General features: G+C 63.4%; 13 protein-coding genes. All 13 read right to left on the reverse strand.

Annotated features, from left to right (window positions below):
• Nucleotides 1-187: 187 nt before the first annotated feature.
• On the reverse strand, nucleotides 188-1,231 hold the full coding sequence (locus AC3IQ7_RS22080; protein WP_489207333.1) for a cupin-like domain-containing protein: 1,044 nt from the start codon (nucleotides 1,229-1,231) through the stop codon (nucleotides 188-190).
• 78 nt (nucleotides 1,232-1,309) lie between these two features.
• Nucleotides 1,310-3,247 (reverse strand): glycosyl hydrolase family 18 protein, encoded by a 1,938-nt coding sequence (locus AC3IQ7_RS22085; protein WP_489207334.1) that lies wholly within the window; start codon nucleotides 3,245-3,247, stop codon nucleotides 1,310-1,312.
• A gap of 397 nt (nucleotides 3,248-3,644) precedes the next feature.
• The gene (rlmD, locus tag AC3IQ7_RS22090) at nucleotides 3,645-4,988 is read right to left on the reverse strand and encodes a 23S rRNA (uracil(1939)-C(5))-methyltransferase RlmD (RefSeq protein WP_489207335.1); all 1,344 of its coding nucleotides are present in this window, start codon (nucleotides 4,986-4,988) and stop codon (nucleotides 3,645-3,647) included.
• A gap of 130 nt (nucleotides 4,989-5,118) precedes the next feature.
• Nucleotides 5,119-6,150, reverse strand: coding sequence for an RNA polymerase sigma factor RpoS (gene rpoS / locus AC3IQ7_RS22095; RefSeq protein WP_489207336.1), 1,032 nt, complete (start codon nucleotides 6,148-6,150; stop codon nucleotides 5,119-5,121).
• 8 nt (nucleotides 6,151-6,158) lie between these two features.
• Entirely contained in the window at nucleotides 6,159-7,070 is a 912-nt protein-coding gene (locus tag AC3IQ7_RS22100) for a peptidoglycan DD-metalloendopeptidase family protein (RefSeq protein WP_489210501.1), read from the reverse strand.
• Between the two features lie 42 nt (nucleotides 7,071-7,112).
• Entirely contained in the window at nucleotides 7,113-8,003 is an 891-nt protein-coding gene (locus tag AC3IQ7_RS22105; protein WP_099380782.1) for a protein-L-isoaspartate(D-aspartate) O-methyltransferase, read from the reverse strand.
• Nucleotides 8,004-8,012: 9 nt separating this feature from the next.
• The gene (surE, locus tag AC3IQ7_RS22110) at nucleotides 8,013-8,750 is read right to left on the reverse strand and encodes a 5'/3'-nucleotidase SurE (RefSeq protein ID WP_099380781.1); all 738 of its coding nucleotides are present in this window, start codon (nucleotides 8,748-8,750) and stop codon (nucleotides 8,013-8,015) included.
• A gap of 94 nt (nucleotides 8,751-8,844) precedes the next feature.
• A complete protein-coding gene (locus AC3IQ7_RS22115) occupies nucleotides 8,845-11,298 on the reverse strand; it encodes a tetratricopeptide repeat protein (RefSeq protein ID WP_489207337.1) in 2,454 nt (817 codons plus the stop codon).
• Between the two features lie 19 nt (nucleotides 11,299-11,317).
• Entirely contained in the window at nucleotides 11,318-11,923 is a 606-nt protein-coding gene (locus tag AC3IQ7_RS22120) for a toll/interleukin-1 receptor domain-containing protein (RefSeq protein WP_099380780.1), read from the reverse strand.
• 270 nt (nucleotides 11,924-12,193) lie between these two features.
• Nucleotides 12,194-14,248 (reverse strand): DNA repair helicase YoaA, encoded by a 2,055-nt coding sequence (gene yoaA / locus AC3IQ7_RS22125; RefSeq protein ID WP_416208767.1) that lies wholly within the window; start codon nucleotides 14,246-14,248, stop codon nucleotides 12,194-12,196.
• 43 nt (nucleotides 14,249-14,291) lie between these two features.
• Nucleotides 14,292-14,492 carry a YdcH family protein gene (locus tag AC3IQ7_RS22130; protein ID WP_034752051.1) on the reverse strand — a complete coding sequence of 67 codons (201 nt, stop codon included), beginning with the start codon at nucleotides 14,490-14,492 and terminating at the stop codon, nucleotides 14,292-14,294.
• 137 nt (nucleotides 14,493-14,629) lie between these two features.
• A complete protein-coding gene (locus AC3IQ7_RS22135) occupies nucleotides 14,630-15,349 on the reverse strand; it encodes a hypothetical protein (RefSeq protein ID WP_233516375.1) in 720 nt (239 codons plus the stop codon).
• Nucleotides 15,350-15,368: 19 nt separating this feature from the next.
• Nucleotides 15,369-16,466 carry a cell division protein ZapE gene (gene zapE / locus AC3IQ7_RS22140; protein ID WP_099380777.1) on the reverse strand — a complete coding sequence of 366 codons (1,098 nt, stop codon included), beginning with the start codon at nucleotides 16,464-16,466 and terminating at the stop codon, nucleotides 15,369-15,371.
• Between the last annotated feature and the right edge of the window lie 57 nt (nucleotides 16,467-16,523).

Consider the following 16,523-nt stretch of genomic DNA (forward strand, 5'->3'; position numbering starts at 1 on the left):
CCAGTCATAAAATTATCCGCCTGCCATGCCCATCTGGATAATGAAACATCATGGTCATTCATATCAAAATAATTGCTGCAAAATGATTTGAATCAATTTTTTTATGGAAATATTTTTCGTACGAAACGCTCCGCAGCATGAAAAAAGCCGCCTGTACGGCGGCTGTTCGCAGCAAGTCATGTCACCATCAAAAGTCGTGATTTGACGGGTACTTGCTGTAAAAATCGTTATCCCATTTGAAATTGGTAAACGCCACCGTCATCGATACGTCGAGCGCTTCGACGAAATGCCAGCAGCCGACGGGCAAAAACAGGATCTCGCCCGGTGCCAGCACGCATTCGCGCACCTGCACGTCGGCCATCAGCGGATAGCGCCGCAGGTCGATGTCGCGGCCGTCGACGGGCGTAAAACAGTGGCGCTGGTTGTACGCGCGCGCCACCTCGCAGGCGGCCATGATGCGCAGCCGCTTGCGCCCTTTGACCTGGGCCATGAAGTTGTTCGTCAGGTCGTGGTGGAATGGCGTCACGGTGCCGGCCGGGCCAAACCATAAAAAGCCCGTGGGGCCGCCACTCTGTTCCAGGTATTCGGGCAGCTGGCCGATATCGTCCCACAGCTCGCGCAAGGCTTGCCGGTTTTGCGAATTGTTATTCGCCGTCATGTAGAAATCGTTGGTCGCGCCACTGCCCTCGACCAGGCTGGCGTATTCGCCGAACGCCATCTTGCGCTTGTGCGCCACGCTGTTCATTTCGTACTGGGCGTCCGCCTCTCGGCCGAACTGCACTTCCACTTCGCGCTGCGCGTAATGGTCGCGAAAATAAGCCGGGCTCCACTTGGCCATGGCGGGCCAGTCGTCCATCATGCCCGTGATGATGACGGGCTGGTTGGTGGAATAGAACTCCGTCAGGAACTCTTGCGCCGTCAGTTTCTCGCGGCGGGGAATCTCGGGTGGGCGCAGCTGGTTCAGCTTGCGCTGGATGTCGATCACCCAGTCGCGCTTGGCCAGCCGGTTCGACAGGCGCACGGCGCCGGCCAGGTAGGGACTCTGCAGCGCCAGCTCGATTTCGCGGCGCGCCAGCGGCTCCGCGATGCCGGCCTGTTGCAGCACCGGCATCAGCGCCGACGGGTGGCTGCCCAGCATGAGGTTTTCCGCGATCCAGCTGCGCCACTCGCGGCTCAGCTCCTGCTGCTGCTCCTGCTGCTGCTTGACTCCGAATGTCGATACTGCCGCCATCGCCCGTCTCCTGTTTTTTTATGTGAACAAGCAGCCGGACAGCATGGCTATCCGGCCGCGTCTTACGCTACATCAACATTACCGCACTTTCCACACCTCGGTCGCCAGCACGCCATTCGCGTCGCCATCGAGTTCCCACGAGAACGCGCCGCGCAAGCCCTGGTCCTTCACGTACTTGACCTTGGTGCCGATGACGGTCGGGTCATCATAGCTCCACCACTGGCCGCCCGCCCCCGTGTACAGGTACAGCTGCTTGGTCACGGGGTGGTAGTAGCGCGTGCCGGCCTTGGCCACGAGGATTTTATAGTCCTCGATGCCCGACTCGTACGTGCCTGGCGCCGTGCCCGTCGCCGCCTGGTACAGGCCATCGCCGTTCGGCCCCGGCGCCACGCCGGTCCAGCCGCGGCCATAGAACGGTATGCCCAGCAGCAGCTTGTCGCGCGGTACGCCGGCGGCAATCATGTACTGCACCGCCTTGTCGCCCACGTACTCGCGCGCCATGCCCGTCGATGGATCGGCAGGATCGGCAAACAGCTGGGCGTTGAAGTTGGTGCTCGTTTCCCAGCCGCCGTGGAAGTCGTAGGTCATCAGGTTGATCCAATCCATGTACTGCGAGTACAGGGCCGGTTCCGTGTTGTCGATCTTGTCCTTGCCCGCACCGACAGCGGCCGTCAGCAGATAGCGCTTGCCGTTGGCTGCACCGAGCGCATCGAGCTGGGCACGGAATTCCGCCATCAGCAAGGTGAAGTTGCGCTTGTCGTTGGGGCTGACCGTGTTGTACGGCTGGCCGCCGCCGACCGGATATTCCCAGTCGATGTCGATGCCGTCAAAGATGTTGGCCGCCGCGCCCGCGCCGCCGCGACCGCCCTGCACCGGCAAGTTGCCCTTGATGTAAATGTCGATACACGAGCGCACCATCTGCTTGCGCAGCGCATCCGTGGCCGAACCGACGGAGAAGTTCTTCGACCAGCTCCAGCCGCCCAGCGAGATGAACAGCTTCAGGTTCGGGTGCGCCGCCTTGAGTTTCCTCAGCTGCAGGAAGTTGCCCGACAACGGAGCGTCCCAAGGGATCGCCTGGCCATCGACGGTGCGCTTCGGCGTGCGGATGTAGTCGGCCTCGGCATCGCCACCCGTGCCCGCGTCCGGCGAATTCGGATTCGTCGCGCCCGGTTCCGTCTTGGTAATCATGGCGCATTCATAGCCGCCGTTTTTCGGGTAAATATTGCCGAAGGCATAGTTGATGAAGGTCAGCTTGTCGGCCACGCCACTGGTGTGGACGTTCGCCACTTCATAGTCGCGGCCATACACGCCCCATTGCGCGAAATAGGAACCGACTTCGCGGCCCGTTGGCGTTGGCGTTGGCGTTGGCGTTGGGGTCGGAGTCGGCGTTGGAGTCGGAGTCGGTGTCGGTGTCGGTGTCGGGGTAGGCGTAGGCGTAGGTGTCGGCGTGGTGCTGCATATCTCCTGGCTGGTCCATGGCTTGCCCGTGCCGGCGGCGCCGCTGCTGGTCGACGGGTTGTCGCCCTGTGTCCAGTAGTTGGCGCGGTAATTCGTGCCCGCATAGCTGACGGTGGCGCCCGCGCTGTAGGCCGTGCCGGCCACCCAGGCCAGCGCGCAGGTGCCGCCGGTGGGCGTCGGCGTCGGGGTGGGCGTCGGGTTCGGTGTTGGCGCAGGAGTCGGCGTCGGCGTCGGCGTCGGCGTCGGGGTTGGCGTGGGCGTCGGAGTAGGTGTCGGCGTGGTGCCGCCATCGCAAGTGCCGCCGGCGCTCCACAGGCTCGGCGTGGAAACGGGGTTCCAACCGGAGCCCACGTGATCGGTCTGCGTCACCAGGGCCGTGTAGTTGGCGCCCAGGTAAGTGACCACCGTGCCTGCGTTATACGTGCCACCCTCTTGCCAAGGCACGCAGGCGACGACGGTGCTGGCCGCCAGCAATTGCGAGCCAGCCGGGGCGCCGGCATCACCACCACCGCCGCCGCATGCGGCCAGCACGCCACCGCTGGCCAGACATACCATCATGTTTCTGATCGTTTTTTTGAGTATTAAATTTTCCACGTTGTCTCCTGTTCAGGTTTGCGGAAATACCACTCTGCTTCAATAAAAAGCTACCTGTGATTTTGTTTTTTGCAGTTGCAAGAACAGCATGCTGCTGAAAAAATAGGCGGTCAAGTGGTTTTGAAGTGGCCTCAAAGTGGGCAATACCACTTTACAAAGAAAGCATAACGGCGGAGGCGGACGGCGCGTTGTCCTACTGGACAAGCAAAAAAACGGCAGAGGAAGGATGAAAAAAGACGCTGGATCGGGAAAAGACAGACCAGTTTTATAACACGCTGTAAGTGGTATTGGGGGAGCTTGCTGTGCCGTCACATACGGCAACGGCGGGTGCCTGCCTGGCCACCCGCCGTGTCAGGCAGACTTATTGCGGCAGATCAAACACGGCCATCGATTCGACGTGCGAAGTGTGCGGGAACATGTTCACCACGCCCGCTTTGCTCAGCACATAGCCGGCTTCCAGCGCCAGGATGCCGGCGTCGCGCGCCAGGGTCGACGGGCTGCACGACACGTAGACGATGCGTTTCGGCAGCAGGTCAGGACGCACTTGCGACAAACCGACCAGCGCCTGGCACAGGGCCATGGCGCCATCGCGCGGCGGGTCGACGAGAATGCGGTCGAACTTGCCCAGCGCGATCAGGTCGTCCGTCGTCACTTCGAACAGGTTGCGCGTCGAGAACGAGGTTTTTTCCGCCAGGCCATTGGCCAGCGCGTTTTCCAGCGCCCGCTCCGTCAGAGTGGTGCTGCCTTCGATACCGACCACTTCACTGCCCTGCGTGGCCAGCGGCAAGGTGAAATTTCCCAGGCCGCAGAACAGGTCGGCCACGCGGTCCGTCGGCTGCACTTCCAGCAAACGCAGGGCTTTCGATACCAGCACGCGGTTGATGTGGTGGTTCACCTGCGTGAAATCGACAGGCTTGAACGGCATCTTGACGCCGAATTCCGGCAGCAGGTAGTGCAAATGCTTGTCGAGCGGATAGAACGGCACGGCCGTTTCCGGACCTTTCACCTGCAGCCACCATTGCACGCCGTATTCGTCGGCAAAGGCCTTCAGTTTCGTTTCATCGTCCGCCGTCAACGGCGCCATGATGCGCAAGACCATGGCGGTGACGTCTTCACCCACGGCCAGCTCGATCTGCGGCATCTGGTCGAAAATGGACAGCGAAGCAATCAATCCACGCAGCGGCAGCAGCATGGCGGAGATATGCGGCGGCAGGATTTCGCAGCTATCCATGTCGGCAACAAACGCCGATTTCTTTTCATGGAAGCCTACCAGCACGGCGTCTTTCTTCTTGACGTGGCGCACGGACAGGCGCGCGCGGTAGCGGTAGCCCCACGTCGGGCCATACATGGGGCGCATGATGCTTTGCGGACGCACCTTGCCGATATGCCACAAGTTGTCTTCCAGCACGCGCTGCTTGATCGCCACCTGCGCCGACGGCTCCAGGTGCTGCATCGAGCAGCCGCCGCAATTGTCGAAATGCTTGCACTTGGGCGTCACGCGCATCGATGATTCGCGGTGCAGCGCCGTCATGCGGGCCATTTCCCAGTTCTTCTTTTTCTTGAACGTCACAAAGCTGACGCGCTCGCCCGGCAATGCGCCTTCGACAAACACGACCTTGCCCGGCGAGCCGTCTTCGTTTTCAATATGGCCAACGCCGCGGGCGTCCATGTCGAGCGATTTGATTTCGATGATATTTTCTTGCATAGCGATCAATAGGTAAGAGTGGGCCAGGACGCAGGGCCGCGCTGGAACTTGAAAGAATGGGGGAAAGGTCAGGCGCCGCGAGCGGGGCGTATGATAGCAGATGCAGGCCCGCGACAGCCGGGCCAGGGGATTACAAAAGGGAATCTCTTACTACGCCGCGCGCCGCCATGGCCCGCTTCAGTTTAATCAGGGCTTCCTGCTGGATCTGGCGCACGCGCTCTCGCGTCACGCCCATTTCCTCGGCCAGGGTTTCCAGGGTGGCGGGATCGTCATTGTCGAGGCCGAAACGGCGCATGATGACCACGCGCTGCTTGTCGGGCAGCTTGGTCAGCCAGTCGCGCACCAGCACCGTCATTTCATGGTGTTCGGCACGCGCGTCGGGGCTGTCTTCGCTGGCGCCGGGCAACATGTCCATCAACGACGACTGCGGATCGTTGTCGAGCGGCGCGTCGAGCGAAGTGGCGTGCTCGGACAGGGCCAGGATATCCTGCACCTCTTCCACGGGACGGCCCACCAGGTGGGCGATATCTTCCGCGGTGGCATCCTTGCCATCGTGATGCTGGGCTTCCAGGTGGTATTTGCCGCGCAAAATCTGGTTCAGTTCGCGCACCATGTGCACGGGCAGGCGCACCGTGCGCGCCTGGTTCATGATGGCGCGCTCTATGCTCTGGCGTATCCACCAGGTGGCATAAGTAGAGAAACGGAAACCGCGTTCGGGTTCGAACTTGTCGATGGCGCGCATCAGGCCGATGTTGCCCTCCTCGATCATGTCGAGCAAGACCACGCCGCGGTTGATGTAATGCTTGGCGATCGACACGACCAGGCGCAGGTTGTGCTCGATCATGGTTTGCCGGGCTTCGAAATTGCCCTGCTTGGCCAGGGTGGCGTAATGCACCTCTTGCGCCGCCGTCAGCAGGGGCCGCGTGCCGATCTGGTTCAGATAGTGCTGCGTGGTATCGGTCGACAGCTCGGCCGCCAGCACCTTTTTCAGTTCATCGACACTTTCGACCAACACGGTTACGCTGGCCACCTCGCCCGCGTCGACGGCGTCGACGGCGTCAATGCCGTCGAGTTCGCCGGCATCGTCCGTCACGACTTCGTCTGCCCCGTCTTCTGGCAGTTCCGGGTCATCGTCCAGCTGGTCGTGCGGCGCGTGTGTCATTGCTTTACCTAACGGTTAGGCAGGAATTTCGATGGGTCGACAGGTTTGCCTTGCTGGCGGATTTCAAAGTGCAGTTTCACGCGGTCGGCATCGGAATCGCCCATTTCGGCGATGGCCTGGCCTTTGTTGACGTTCTGCCCTTCCTTCACCAGGATGCTGCGGTTATGCGCATACGCCGACAATAAACTATTACTGTGCTTCACGATGACAAGATTACCATAACCACGGATTCCGCTCCCGGCATACATGACTTTTCCCGCGCCGGCGGCCACGACCTGCTGGCCCGCCTTGCCGGCGATATCGACGCCCTTGTTCTTGCCTTCGTCGAAAGTGCCGATGACCTTGCCTTCGGAAGGCCACATCCAGCTGATCTTCTCGTCGCCAGGCGCCGATGCCGCAGGGGCTGCCGCGGCGGCGGCCGGTGCGGAGGCAACAGTTGCTGCCGGGGCCGGCGCAGGCTTGGCGTCGCCGCCATCGGCGCGCAGCTCGGCCAGGGTAGCGTCGGAATACGCGCGCTTCTCGCCGCGCGGACCCGTTTTCTTCGGCACGACAGGCGCGGCCGGCTTGACTTCCGTCACCGGCGGCATGACGATGGCCGACGTTTGCGCCCCGCCCGTATCGCCATTCGGCGGCAACACGCGCAGCACCTGGTCGACCTTGATGTCGTTCGGATTGCTCAAGTCATTCCAGGCCACCAGGTCGCGGTAATTCTGCCCGTGCTCGAGGGCGATGCGCAACAGGGTATCGCCACGCTTGACCGTGTAATAAGCCGGATCGCGGTCGCGCGGATCGCTGGCCGCGGCGCTGCTGCTCGATGGGTGGCGCTCCACGACGGGCGCCTGGACGCCCGTCGTGCCGCAACCGCTCAACAGCGCGGCCAAGGTGATGCCACATAGAAGTATGTTACTTTTCTTAATCATTCGCATGTAATTGTATGTCCTGCTTGCTAGCTGATCCGGGGATCATATGGTGCCCGGGCGCAAAGGTACGAAATGGCAATCTTCCAGGGTTTGGCTAGTCCATTCCATTTTCCCCACCCGGGTAATGAGTTGTAAGTGTTGCAATTTAGCCCCCACCGGCGCAACCAGACGCCCGCCGGGCGCCAGCTGTTCCAGCAAGGCTTGCGGGACTTCCAGGCCGGCTGCGGCAAGGATGATCCCGTCGAAGGGCGCCGCCTGCGGCAGGCCAAGCATACCATCTCCGTACTGCAAGCGCAGATTTGACACGCGCAGCGGGCGCAGATTGGCCTTCGCCAGCTCGTGCAGGGGCCGGATGCGCTCGATCGAATACACCTCTTTCGCCACCAGCGACAGCACCGCCGCCTGGTAGCCGCAGCCCGTGCCGATTTCCAGCACGCGCTGCAGGCTGCCGCCCTGGCGCATCACTTCGATCATGCGCGCCACGATATATGGCTGCGAAATGGTCTGGTGGTGGCCGATGGGCAGGGACGCGTCGATATACGCCTGCGACGCCAGCGCCTCGTCCATGAACATGTGGCGCGGCACGGCCTGCATGGCGTCGAGCACCACCTGGTCCTTGACGCCCTGCTTCGCCACGCGGGCCACCATGGCGCGGCGCACGGCCTCCGAGACGAGCGGGTTTTGCCGTGGCGGCGACACCACCGCCGGCTGCGCCCGCTCATTGGCGATGGCCTGGGCGCGCGACGGCGCGATGGCCGCGTGCGCGCCATACGGCTGCGCCACGCCGCGCGCCGCGTTTTGCGCCGCATTCTGCGTGGCCGTCTGCGGCGTGGCGATCCTGGACTGGGCCAGCGACTGTCCCCCGCCCGGCCTGGCGGGCTTGCCGGCCAGCGAATCGAGGGTAAGGGGGAAGGTGCGCGGCTTGTCAGTCATAGTGAGCGGTCATGCCAGGCCTTTCGCCAGTGCATCGAGTTGGGTGGTATGGGTCAGGTCGATCTGCAGCGGCGTGATCGATACTTGTCCATGTTCAACGGCATGGAAGTCCGTGCCCGGACCGCCTTCCTTGGCGGCGCCGGCCGGGCCGATCCAGAAGATTTCGCGGCCACGGGGGTCGAGCGCGCGGATCACCGGCTCGGCCGAATGGCGCTTGCCCAGACGCGTGGCCGCCATGCCTTGCATTTGCTCATAAGGGATGGCGGGGATGTTCACATTCAGCAGATACGGTTTCTGCAGGGCGTCGAACTGGCGCTCGACGATTTCCCTGGCCACGCGGGCAGCCGCGTCCAGGTTGGCCCAGCCAAACTGCGACTGGGAAAAGGCGATGGCGGGAATGCCGAACAGATAGCCTTCCGTGGCGGCCGCCACGGTGCCCGAATACAGGGTGTCGTCACCCATGTTGGGGCCATTGTTGATGCCGGAGACCACCAGGTCGGGTCGCTCGATGAGCATGCCCGTCAGCGCCACGTGCACGCAGTCGGTGGGCGTGCCGTTGACAAAATAAAAGCCGTTGGCGGCCTTGTGCACGGACAAGGGGCGGTCCAGGGACAGCGAATTGGAGGCGCCCGAACGGTTGCTGTCGGGCGCCACCACGACGATGTCGGCAATGGGTGCGAGCGCGTCGGCCAGGGCCGCCAGGCCAGGCGCCAGGTAGCCGTCGTCGTTACTGATAAGAATTCTCATAACGGGATTTTACCCGAAGCGATGCCAACACTGCGCATGCCGCACGCCGATAGACAGCATTATTTGTGCTGCCGCGCGGACATGGTGCACAGGATCAGCGCTGCTCGATGCGCGCCTCGGACAATGCCCCTTCCAGCGCCTGCACTTCATCTTCCTGCAAGGCCAGCAAGGCATTCAAATCGCCTTGCAATTTGTACATTCTTTTCAGCTGCGCCATGCCGCGCCGGCGCAGCTTGCCCGGCACGCCCGGACGCAGCAGGCAAGACTTCAAATGTTCGGCCAGTTCGCCCGCCTGCGTATACTGTTCGCGCTCGATCATGCCTTGCAGCATGGAGATCATGCTGACCAGGGTATCCGGCTCCGCGCCCTCGTGCCCGCTGGCGCGGCCGGCCAGGATGGTTTCCTGCAAATGCCGCGCACCGTCCAGCACGCTGTCCGCATGCCCCGTGACGGGCGCATTCAGGAGCCGGTCACTGCCGCTGAGCACGGCGTCTTCCAGCAGGCGCGCGGCCTCGCTGTCGCCCTGCTGCTGCAAGGTACCGGCCAATTGCGTCTTGCTGTGCAAGGTATCGAGGTGGTCTTCGCCCAGCAGGCGCGCATGCACTTCCAGCACCTGCTCCTGCACGCTGCGCGCCGCATCGAGCTCACCACGCCGCAACAGCGCCTCGGCCAGCTTGCGCTGGCTCATCAGGGTTTCCGGATGGTCGAGCCCATGCGTGCGCTCGCGCGCCGCCACCTGGTCTTCGTGCAACTGGCGCGCGCCGGCCCAGTCGCCCTGCCCGGCCACGATGTCGGCCAGCAAATCGCGCGTGGCCAGGGTGGCCGCATGGTCGCCGCCCAGGCGCCGCTCCTGCGCCTGCAGCACGGCAACGAACAGGCGCCGCGCGCCTTCCAGGTCGCCTTCGCGCCCCAGCGCCTGCGCCAGGGCCAGCTTGCTGCGCAAGGTATCGCCATGCTCGGCGCCAAACAGGCGTTCGCGCGCCGCCACCACCGTGGCCAGCACTTGCTGCGCCTGCGCCAGCCGGCCCATGCGCAGCAAGGTGGCGGCGCGGCCGTCCATCGCTTCCAGGGTCAGCGGATGCTCGCCGCCCAGCTGGCGCGCATAGCTTGCCAGCACCGCATCCTGCAGCAGCAGCGCCGCCGCCAGCTCCCCCTGCAGCAACAGGGTCTTCGCCAGGCAGGCGCGGGCAGCCAAGGTGTCGGGATGCTCGCTGCCCAGCACGCGCTCGCGCACGTCGAGCACGTCCTCTTCCAGGAAGCGGGCTTCATCGAGCTTGCCCAGCTGGCGCAGCAGGCGCGCCATGCCGCTCTTGCACGCCAGGCTGTCGGGATGCTCCTCGCCCAGCAGGCGCACGCGGATCTCGACGCTCTGGCGGAAGGCGTCGAGCGCCAGCGCGCTGCGTCCATCCTTGCGGTACAGCTCGCCCAGACGGGCCAGGTCGCGCGCCAGCGGCAGGGCCACGGCGCGGCCCGGCTCAAGCAGCAAGGCCTGGCGCGCTTCGCTGATGGCACCCAGCAAGGCGATTTCACGGCTCGATTGCCAGGGGAAGTAGCCGCCCGTCAGCCAGTGCAAAAACGCTTCGAAGGTGCGCGTGAGGGAAAAACGGTCGCCGCCCTGGTCGATGCGCACGGCCAGCTGCTCGCCGTAGGCAAAGGTTTTCGTCTGCTGCAGCTGGACTTCGTCGAAATAGCTGTCGAGGGCGATCTGCGGCAAGCCGTAGGAAGCGCGCAGCAGGCGCTCGAACATGGGCTGGAAGCCGGCGATGCCCTTGTGCGCGTCGCCGCGGCGCCACTCGGCACGCTGCGCGCCATCGCCCATTTCTATGCGCGAGGGCAAGGGGTACACGAGCAGCGGACGCTGTTCGTCTTCATGGCTGCGGCGGTACTCGATGGCCCGCGTGACGAGCGCATCGACGCCTTCCAGGCTTTGCCGGTTCGGCGTGAAGACCACCACCAGCTTTTTCGGCAGCAAGGTGGTGCAGATGCCGGCGCTGTCCGTGCGTCCCGTGCGCGAATCGACGAGCACGTAACGGAAATGCTGGGCCAGGGTATCGGCGAAGCAGCGGAACAGGGCCGGGCAACTGTCGAACAGCTGATCCCAGCGCATCTGCGCCAGGCGCTCGCTGTAGCTGGCGTCGAAGCGCCCCGCGCGCATCAGGTACAGCGGGCTGCCCTGGTCGACGCGCACCACGTACTGCTGCCAGTCGATGGCGTCGAGCACGCGCTGGGCCAGGGCGACATCGTCGGCGACCGAGCCGCGCTTGCCTCCCGTCTCCAGGCTGAGGCGTTCGAGCTGCTGGCGGCACGCCTCAAAGAATTCCAGCACGCCCGGGCGCTCCTCGTGCTGTTCGAAATAGTGGTGCAGGCCCGGTGCTTCCATGTCCCAGTCCAGCATCAGCACGGGCACGCTGGCGTTTTCGCGGCGCGCCAGCAGGACGGCGATGTTCGACAGGGCCATGGTGCGGCCGGTACCGCCCTTGTAGGAATAGAAGGTGACGACTTCGCCAGGGGCGCTCAAAGGTGGCAGGGAGAGGCGTTGGCATTCCATGACAGGACCTTTTACGTGATTAACGCGGAAAGTGGGGAGGCGGAATGGCGCGCCATTCCGGCGGAATAGCGGGCAACACGAAACGGCTGCAATCGTGGCCGGGCGGTGTTGACCGCTTGAGCAAGTGGTAATGCGTGGCGATGCGCTGCACGATGCGTTCGATGTCGGGCAGGTACTGCGGATTCGATTTCAGGTCGCCGCTGGCCAGGGTGTAGCCGGAAAAATCGACGTACAGGCCCGATTCCGTGATTTGCGGCGGCAAGCCGTCGGGATGGCGCGTCATGATGATGGGGATAATCAAATGGCTGGGCAGTTCATACCAGGCGCGCCGCTCCTGCTCGATCAGCTGCATGGCGGCAAATTCGCGCCGCGTGTAGCCGTGCGCTTCATATTTAGGCGTGTACAGCACGATCATGCAGACGCTCTGGCACATGGCGCGCGCCACGCGCAGGTCGATATCGTCACCGCCTCCCAGTTGCTCGCTGTCGATGAACAGGACTTCCTCGCGGTCCAGGTGCGGTTCCAGATAGCAAGCGAGCGCCTCGATGAGGTCATTCTTGAACTTGTTCATGTACGCATATTGGCCGTGCGCGTAGCTCAAGAAACAGCCGTAGCGGATCTCCATGGCATCCCCCTGTTCCCCGTGCGGCCCTGCCATCGCCGCGCCTTGATCCCACAAGGCATGAAGTCACTGTAGACCGCTGAGCAACGGCCTGTTTGCGCTGGCGCAAAGATGTGTCTGGCGTCCTGGACATTCGCAAGAAAGCCAGAAACTGGCGCGATCACGCCGATTTCTGGCATGCCAGGCGCGCAAGCGGGCACCGCGTGAACAACGCTACTCGCCTGATAACAAAGGGAAATATGCCGGCGCGCGGAAGGCGCCGGCAACAAGGACTTAAGCGCCCTTGGCGGGCAGGTTGCGGAAGAACTCTACCACTTCAGCCGTGTCGCGCGTGCGCTTGAACGGCGGCAGGCTTTGCCAGATGCGCTTGCCATACGGCTTGGAGATCAGGCGCGGATCACAGATCATCAGCACGCCCCGGTCGCCCTCGTCACGGATCAGCCGGCCCGCACCCTGCTTCAGGTTGATGATGGCTTCCGGCAGCGAGTGGTGCATGAAACCGTTCTTGCCCTGCTTTTCCATCACTTCGATGCGCGCGGCCAGCACGGGGTCGTCGGGCGGCGCGAACGGCAGCTTGTCGATGATTACCAGAGATAAGGCATCGCCGCGCACGTCGACGCCTTCCCAGAAGCTCTGGCTGCCGATCAGCACGCCGTTGCCGGCGGCGCGGAACTGGTCCAGCAATTCCGTGCGGCCCTTTTCTCCCTGCACGAACAGGGGGAAGTTCAAACCGCGCTGCTTGAATTCATCGGCCAGGCGCTCGGCGGCCCGTTTGACGGCGCGCAAGGTGGTGCACAGGAAGAAGGTACGACCGCCGGCCGCCTCGATGATGGGCAGGGCGCAGTCGATGACGGCATCCGTGTAGCCCAGCGAGTTCGGTTGCGGCAGGTTTTGCGGCACGAACAGCAAGCCTTGCTGGCCATAGTCGAACGGCGACGGCCACGTATGCGACGGTTCGCCCGTCAAGCCCATCTGTTCGGAAAAATGCTTGAAGTCGTTTTTCACGGCCAGGGTGGCGGACGTGAAAATCCAGCTGCGTGGCGTGCCTTCGCGCTGGTTGTTGAAGATCGGCGCGATCGACAATGGCGTTTTATGCAATTGCAAGGAGCTGGAAAACGCTTCCACCCAGAACACGGCTTCTTCGCCGGCCGCCACTTTCGCCTTCGGATCGAACTTCCAGCCGCTCAGCTGCTGCGCCAGCTCGACACCGCGCACGCGGCACTGCTCCAGCGTTTCCGCCCGTTCCGCCTGCGTTTCCAGCACGGCCACCATGCCGTCAAGCTCATCCTTGAGGGTGTCGAGCGCGGGGAAGAAATCGCTCGACGGGGCGATCTGCGGCAGGGACAGGCGCACGATATCCTGCGGGAAGGTCAAGCGCAGGTCGCGTGCCGCCTTTTCCACCACCGTGACGGTCTTGGCCCAGTCGATGCCGCGCGCGTGCGCGAGCCCCTCGGCCAGCACGTCGCGGCACAGCTCCAGGATTTGCGAGGTCGATACCGTGTTGCCAAAGAACAAGGTGGCCGTATCGGGCAACTGGTGCGCCTCATCGAAGATGATGGTGTTGGCCGAGGGCAGCAATTCCGCCACGCCCGTATCCTTCAGGGCCACATCGGCAAAGAACAAGTGGTGGTTGACCACCACCACATCGGCCTGCTGGGCTTCCTTGCGGGCCTTCATGACAAAACAATCCTGGTAGTACTGGCATTCGGCGCCCATGCAGGTGTCGCGCGTGGACGTCACCAGGTTCCAGATCATGGCGTTTTCCGGCACCTTGGTCAGCTCGGCCTTGTCGCCCGAGCTGGTCATCTTGATAAAACGCGAGATTTCACGCAAATGGCCCACGTCGTCGCGCGACGTCATGCGGCCGTTTTGCAGGGTGCGTTCCAGGTGATAGTGGCAGACGTAGTTCGAGCGGCCTTTCAGCAAGGCGACGGAAACGGGCGCCTGCAGCGCGGCGCGCACGGTGGGGATGTCGCGCAGGAACAATTGATCCTGCAAGTTCTTCGTGCCGGTGGAGACAATGGTCTTGCCGCCCCACATCAGGGCCGGCACCAGGTAGGCGAAGGTCTTGCCGGTGCCCGTGCCCGCCTCGGCGATCAGGGTCGTCTGGCTGTCGATGGCGCTGGCGATGGCTTTCGCCATTTCCGTTTGCGAACGGCGCGGCTTGTAGCTGCCCACGGCCGGACCGAGCGGACCGCCGGCGCCGAACAGGCGCTCGATGTCGGCATCGTGCTTGCCAGGCGCCGCCTGCGGTTCGGCTGGCACATCGGCTGGCAAGACAGCAGGCTGGCCATCTGGGTTTACTGGCAATAAATTGTGATCGGTCAAAATATACTTAGGTGAAGGCTGGACTGGACGCTACTGGCGCCCCTCAGGCGGGAACGTCGGGCACCAACTGCATTTTCAGCAAGGTGATGTGATCCTTCAATTGCAATTTGCGCTTTTTCAGGCGGCGCAGCTGCAACTCGTCATGGTGGCCATCGAGTATCAGCAACTCGATGACGGCATCGAGGTCGCGGTGTTCCACGTTGAGTTCAATCAGGCGCCGCTCTATTTGCTGTGCATCGCTCATGTGTTGCGTTCCAGGCAGTGTTGGTGACAGTGTTGGGAAACCGGCGCGCGCAGCGTACGCAGGCAGCCATCGTGCGTAGTTTAACCTGCCGCGCGCGTTAGGGCACGCCATTTCCGGCATGCCCCTGCGCGGTGGTCTTATTTGACAGGCGGCACAGGTACAGCAACGGCCGGCGTGCTGGCAGCGGCGGCGGCCGCCTTGGCCGCCTTGGCCTGCGCTTCGGCCTGGCGCTCGGCCAGGCGTTGCGCCACCCGTTTCTGGCGCGCCACGGCGTCAGCCTGTTTTTTCGCATATTGCGCTTCGCGAGCCGCGCGGCGCGGCGCGTCGGCGGCATCGGCGGCAGCCTGCTTCGCCACCTTCGCCGCATGCTCGGCTTCGCGCTCGGCAACGCTCTTGCCTTGCGGCTTGGGCGGCGCCGGCTCGGGCGCGACCACTTTCACAGGCTTGGGCAGGGCCGCGGCCCGCTGCTCGGCGTCCAGGCGCGCACTTTCCTGCGTGCGGGCCAGGTCGATATCGCGCAGGCGCACGGACTCGGCCCGCTTGAAGTAATTCGCTTCCGCTTCGACGGCGCGCAGGCGCACGAGGATCAGGCGGCGCTTTTCCTTGGCCGTGTCCAGGCAGTTATTCACGAAAAACTTGTCGTAGCACTCGAGTTCGCGCGCGGCAAACTCGTTTTCCGCCGCCGCGCGCTCGCTGGCGACCTGCTTCAGCTTGGCGTCCGCCTCGTCCACCGACAAGGTGGCGGGCACCTGCGGCGCGCCGACTTCATCCAGTGCCGCGGCGCCCTGGTGGGCGCAGGCGGACAACGCCAGGACCAGGCCCAGCGCCGCACCCAGCTTGTATAGTGTATTTGCCATCATGTTCCTTATCCCTGCCTCAAACGATCGCGTCGGCCGCGCCGCGCTGTTCTTTTTCCATGTATTCGCGCGATTGCATCTCGATGATACGCGAAACGGTGCGGTGAAACTCGTTGGCCAGCATGCCGTTCGTGTACAGCTCTTCAGGCGCCACTTCGGCCGACATGATCAGCTTGACCTTCTGGTCATAAAACACGTCGATCAGCCACGTGAAGCGGCGCGCCTCGGACGACTGCGCCGCCGACATGGCCGGTATGCCGGACAATATCACCGTATGGAAGCGGCTGGCGATTTCCAGGTAATCATTTTGCGAGCGGGGACCGCCGCACAGGGTGGCGAAATCGAACCAGATGATGCCGCCGGCGCGGCGCAGGCAATGGATTTCGCGGCTCTCGATGCGAATACGCGCGTCTTCGTCGGCCGTCTCGGCGATGCGCGTGTACGCGTCGCGCAGGGCCTTGTCGGTATCGGCGCCCAGCGGCGTGTAATAGCTTTCCACCTGTTCCAGTGCGCGGCCCCGGTAATCGACGCCGGCGTCGACGTTCATCACGTCGAGCTTGTCCTTGAGCAGCGCGATGGTCGGCAGCATGCGGTCACGGTGCAGGCCGTCCGGATACAGCAGGTCCGGATCGTAGTTCGAGGTCATGATGAAGGACACGCCGTTGGCGAACAGGGCCGACAGCAGGTTGTACAGGATCATCGCATCGGCAATGTCGGAGACGTGGAATTCATCGAAACAGATGAGGCGGTATTTCTTGGCGATGCGCTTGGCGACCTCGTCGAGCGGGTCGGCCACGCCTTTCAATTCATCGAGCTGCTGGTGCACGCCGCGCATGAATTCGTGGAAGTGCAATCGCGTCTTGCGCACCAGGGGCACGACCGAATAGAAGCTATCCATCAGGAACGACTTGCCGCGCCCCACCCCGCCCCACATGTACACGCCTTTCGGCACGGCAGGACGGTTCAGCAGGCGCTTGAAGGTGCTCGAGCGCTGGCCCTTGTAGGCCACCCACTCGTCATAGCACAGCTGCAGGCGGTCGACCGCGCGCCGCTGGGCGGCATCGGCCTTGAAATCACGCTTCTGCAGCGCGTGCTGGTAAAACTCTTCTACGTTCATGGGATTCGCTTTAACGCACAAGGGCGCCGGCGGAAAAATTCCGCGAGCGCCCCTGCA

This window comes from Janthinobacterium sp. GL_088 (genome assembly GCF_057837845.1).

Excerpts from the sequence above, each read along its gene's own strand:
- AC3IQ7_RS22120 (WP_099380780.1), bottom strand. The coding sequence starts at position 11,923 with ATGGAGATCCGCTACGGCTGTTTCTTGAGCTACGCGCACGGCCAATAT.
- rlmD (WP_489207335.1), bottom strand. The coding sequence starts at position 4,988 with ATGCAAGAAAATATCATCGAAATCAAATCGCTCGACATGGACGCCCGC.
- zapE (WP_099380777.1), bottom strand. The coding sequence starts at position 16,466 with ATGAACGTAGAAGAGTTTTACCAGCACGCGCTGCAGAAGCGTGATTTC.
- AC3IQ7_RS22130 (WP_034752051.1), bottom strand. The coding sequence starts at position 14,492 with ATGAGCGATGCACAGCAAATAGAGCGGCGCCTGATTGAACTCAACGTG.
- AC3IQ7_RS22080 (WP_489207333.1), bottom strand. The coding sequence starts at position 1,231 with ATGGCGGCAGTATCGACATTCGGAGTCAAGCAGCAGCAGGAGCAGCAG.
- surE (WP_099380781.1), bottom strand. The coding sequence starts at position 8,750 with ATGAGAATTCTTATCAGTAACGACGACGGCTACCTGGCGCCTGGCCTG.
- AC3IQ7_RS22115 (WP_489207337.1), bottom strand. The coding sequence starts at position 11,298 with ATGGAATGCCAACGCCTCTCCCTGCCACCTTTGAGCGCCCCTGGCGAA.
- AC3IQ7_RS22085 (WP_489207334.1), bottom strand. The coding sequence starts at position 3,247 with ATGATGGTATGTCTGGCCAGCGGTGGCGTGCTGGCCGCATGCGGCGGC.
- AC3IQ7_RS22105 (WP_099380782.1), bottom strand. The coding sequence starts at position 8,003 with ATGACTGACAAGCCGCGCACCTTCCCCCTTACCCTCGATTCGCTGGCC.
- AC3IQ7_RS22100 (WP_489210501.1), bottom strand. The coding sequence starts at position 7,070 with ATGATTAAGAAAAGTAACATACTTCTATGTGGCATCACCTTGGCCGCG.
- rpoS (WP_489207336.1), bottom strand. The coding sequence starts at position 6,150 with ATGACACACGCGCCGCACGACCAGCTGGACGATGACCCGGAACTGCCA.
- AC3IQ7_RS22135 (WP_233516375.1), bottom strand. The coding sequence starts at position 15,349 with ATGGCAAATACACTATACAAGCTGGGTGCGGCGCTGGGCCTGGTCCTG.